The following is a 4185-nucleotide window of genomic DNA, read 5'->3' as shown; positions in this document are numbered from 1 at the left end:
GCTTCCTCGCTGCGGGATCGATTTCTCATGTATGTCCATACACAGCGAAATCGCTGTCCTCGCGAGGAAGCCGCTGAGAACCCGCCGGTGGTCGTTTTGCTCAAGCTGGTCGCTGCTCAGCGGCTTCGCCGCTGACAAGACAACGACCACGAACGCCGCTCACCTGGAGAGGCAAGATCAAAAACAGGCGGAGCGTCGACTTTCAGGCTCTGCCGGGCCGGTGAACTGCGCGGAGTGCAGTGCCGCGTAGGTCCCACCGGCGGCGATCAGCTCGTCGTGCGAGCCCTGCTCGATGATCGCGCCGCCGTCCATGACGAGGATCGTGTGGGCGTCGCGGATCGTGGAGAGCCGGTGCGCGATGACGAACGCGGTGCGCCCGGTGCGCAACGTGGCCATGGCCCGCTGGATCAGCGCCTCGGTGCGGGTGTCCACGGAGCTGGTCGCCTCGTCGAGCACGAGGATCGACGGGTCGGCCAGGAACGCCCGCGCGATCGTGATCAGCTGCTTCTCCCCCGCGCTGACCCCGGTGCCCTCGTCGTCGAGGACGGTGTCGTAGCCGTCCGGCAGGCTGCGGGCGAAGTGGTCGACGTGCGCGGCCTTCGCGGCTTCGACGACCTCCTCGCGGGTCGCGTCCTGCTTGCCGTAGGCGATGTTCTCCGCGATGGTGCCGCCGAACAGCCAGGTGTCCTGCAGGACCATGCCGGTCGCGGCCCGCAGCCGCTCCCGGGACATCGTGCGGGTGTCGACGCCGTCCAGGGTGATCCGGCCCGCGCTGATCTCGTAGAACCGCATCAGCAGGTTGACCAGGGTGCTCTTGCCCGCTCCGGTGGGGCCGACGATGGCGACCGTGTCGCCCGGCTCGGCGATCAGCGAGAGGTCTTCGATCAGCGGTTCGTCCGGCCGGTAGCGGAACGCCACGTGCTCGAACGCGACCCGGCCGCGCGGGCGGTCGGAGGTCGCGGCGTCGTCGGGCGAGGGCTCCTGTTCGGGCGCGTCGAGGAAGTCGAAGACCCGCTCCGCCGAAGCGAGCCCGGACTGCAGCAGCGCGGCCATGCTCGCGACCTGCGTCAGCGGCTGGCTGAACTGGCGGGAGTACTGCACGAACGCCTGCACGTCCCCCACCGAGAGCGCGCCGGACGCGACGCGGAGGCCGCCGACCACCGCGACCAGCAGGTAGTTCAGGTTGCTCAGGAACATCATGCCGGGCTGGATCAGCCCCGACAGGAACTGGGCGCGGAACCCGGCCGCCGCCAACTCCTCGTTTCGCGCCCGGAAGGTCTCGGCGGCGTTCTGCTGGCGGCCGAAGGCCTTGATGGTGGAGTGCCCGGTGTACATCTCCTCGACGTGCCCGTTGAGCTCGCCGGTGCTCTTCCACTGCGCCGCGAACTGCGGCTGCGCCCGCTTGCCGATCCGGTACGTGACGAGCGCCGACAGCGGGATGCTCAGCAGCGCGAACAGCGCCAGCAGCCCGGAGATGGAGAACATCACCGCGAGCACGCCGAGGATGGTCAGCACCGAGACGACGACCTGCGAGAGCGTTTGCTGCAGCGACTGGCTCACGTTGTCGATGTCGTTGGTGACCCGGCTGAGCACCTCGCCGCGGGACTGGCGGTCGAAGTGGCTCACCGGCAGCTTCGCGAGCTTGGCCTCCGCGTCCCGGCGCAACCGGCTGCCCGTGCGCTGCACGGCGCCGTTGGTCAGCCGAGCTTGCGCGACGCCGAACAGGCCGGAGCCCGCGTAGACCGCCAACGCCGCCAGCAGGACGGAACCCACCGCTGCGAAGTCGACGCCGCCCCCGGCCGCACCCGCGATGATCAGGTCGGTGGCCTGCCCGAGGTACTTGGGTCCGAGCACGCTCAACGTCACGCTCACCACGGCCAGCAGCACCACCACGATCAGCAGCGGCCGTTCGGGGCCGAGCCGTCCGAGCAGCCGCCGGGCCGAAGCGACGAAGCCGGTGGGCCGGTTGCGGTCCGGTGCGGGCTGCGCCGTGGCCCCCTCACCGGACGGGCGGGCACGGGTGGGGGCGCTCATGCCGCTTCCTCCTCGGACAGCTGCGACAGGACGATCTCCCGGTAGGTCTCGTTGTCCGCCATCAGCTCCTGGTGGGTGCCTGCCCCGACGAGCCGTCCCGCGTCGAGCACCAAGATGCGGTCGGCGTCGCGGATCGTGTTGACCCGCTGGGCGACGATGACGACCGTCGCGTCCGCCGTCTCCTGCCGCAGCCCGGCCCGGACCTGCGCGTCGGTGGCGTAGTCCAGCGCGGAGAACGAGTCGTCGAACAGGTGGATCTCGGGGCGCCGCACCAGCGCCCTGGCGATGGCGAGCCGCTGGCGCTGGCCGCCGGAGACGTTGCCGCCGCCTTGGGACAGCGGCGCGTCGAGCCCGCCGGGCAACCGGCGCACGAAATCGGCGGCCCGCGCGATCTCCAGCGCGTGCCACAGGTCGTCGTCGGTGGCCTCCGGGTCGCCGTAGCGCAGGTTGCTCGCCACGGTGCCGGAGAACAGGTACGGGCGTTGCGGGACGAACGCGACGGTCCGGGTCAGCGTCGCCGGATCCAGGTCCCGGACGTCGACGCCGTCGATCAGGATCGTGCCGGTCGTGACGTCGGACAGCCGGGGGATGAGGTTGATCAGGGTGCTCTTGCCGCTGCCGGTGCTGCCGATGATCGCCGTGGTCTCACCGGGGCGCGCGTGGAACTCGATGCCCTGCAGCACCGGTTCCTCCGCGCCCGGGTAGCGGAAGCCGACGTCGCGCAGTTCCAGGTGGCCGCGCCGGTGCAGCTCGCGGACCGGCTCGCTCGGCAGGCGGACCGTGCTCTCGGTGTCGAGCACTTCCTGGATGCGTTCGGCGCACACCTCGGCGCGCGGGATCATCATGAACATGAACGTCGCCATCATCACCGACATGAGGATCTGCATCAGGTAGCTCAGGAAGGCGACGAGCGCGCCGACCTGCATCGCACCAGAGTCGATGCGCCCGGCGGCGAACCAGGTCACCGCGACGCTGGACACGTTCACCACGATCATCACCGTGGGGAACATCAGCGCCATCAGGTTCCCGACGCGCAGCGCGGTGCCGGTCAGTTCGACGTTCGCCTCGCCGAACCGGCGCTGCTCGTGGACGTCCTTGTTGAACGCGCGGATGACCTGCAAGCCGTTGATCTGCTCGCGCAGGATGCGGTTGACCGCGTCGATGCGCACCTGCATGGCGCGAAACAGCGGCCGCAACCGGGCGACGAGCAGCGCGATGAGCACGCCCAGCAGCGGCACGACCACCACGAGCAGCCCGGAGAGCACCGCGTCCTGGTCGAGCGCCAGCACGATCCCGCCGACGCACATGATCGGCGCGGTGATCATCAGCGTGAAGGTGACCAGCACCAGCATCTGGATCTGCTGGACGTCGTTGGTCGTGCGGGTGATCAGCGACGGCGCCCCGAACCGCCCCACTTCGCGCGCGGAGAAGGACTGCACCTGGTCGAACACCGAGGCGCGCAGGTCGCGGCCGAGCGCCGTCGCGGTCCGGGCGCCGAAGCCGACGGCGCCGATCGCGCAGATCAGCTGCACCGCCGCCACCGCGAGCATCACGCCGCCGACGCGCAGGATGTGACCTTGGTCGCCGGTGAGCACGCCGTTGTCGATGATGTCGGCGTTCAGCGCGGGCAGGTACAGCGTGGCGACCGTCTGGACCAGCTGCAGCACGACCAGCGCGATGATCGGCAACGCGTAGGGCCGCAGGTGGGCCCGCAGTAATCGGAGCAGCACGCGATCCCTCTGCGGAAGTCGGGGAGACCTCCGCGGACGGCGAAGGACCACCGGCCAGCTTAACCCTTCCCGACGAGCACTCGCGCCGTTCGACTTCGCCCCTAGGGGCAGGACACGGGGACTAGTGCTCCGTCCACACCGGTGTCCCAAGCTCGTCGTCCCCGCTGCGGCGGCGCGGGTTCTCAGCGCCGTCTCGCGAGGACGGCGACCCGTCGCGCTCCCGAGAGGAAGGGACCGACCACCTGTCTTCGATCTTGCCCTTCGTCGTTGTCCTGTCAGCGGCGAAGCCGCTGAGCAGTGACCAGCTTGAGCAAGCCGACCACCCGCGGGTTCTCAGCGTTCTTCTCGCGAGGACAGCTTTTTCCCTCGTGGCGGAGCCACTCGGGAAAAAGATCCCGCAGCGAGAAGAACGCTGAGGTTA

General features: G+C 69.7%; 2 protein-coding genes. Both read right to left on the bottom strand.

The genetic code is table 11. The features are described 5' to 3' along the window. Positions 1 to 177: 177 nt before the first annotated feature. Entirely contained in the window at positions 178 to 2034 is a 1857-nt protein-coding gene (locus tag ACWD38_RS30085) for an ABC transporter ATP-binding protein (protein ID WP_450125422.1), read from the bottom strand. Further along, positions 2031 to 3764, bottom strand: coding sequence for an ABC transporter ATP-binding protein (locus ACWD38_RS30080; protein WP_450125421.1), 1734 nt, complete (start codon positions 3762 to 3764; stop codon positions 2031 to 2033). The genes ACWD38_RS30085 and ACWD38_RS30080 overlap by 4 nt, the downstream gene beginning before the upstream one ends. Between the last annotated feature and the right edge of the window lie 421 nt (positions 3765 to 4185).

The organism is Saccharopolyspora sp. NPDC002578, from assembly GCF_053592695.1.
The sequence above is the reverse complement of the archived record's forward strand: the minus strand, read 5'-3'. Positions and strand labels throughout refer to the sequence as shown.

Coding starts and splice junctions, on each gene's coding strand:
- ACWD38_RS30085 (WP_450125422.1), bottom strand. CDS start 2,034: ATGAGCGCCCCCACCCGTGCCCGCCCGTCCGGTGAGGGGGCCACGGCG.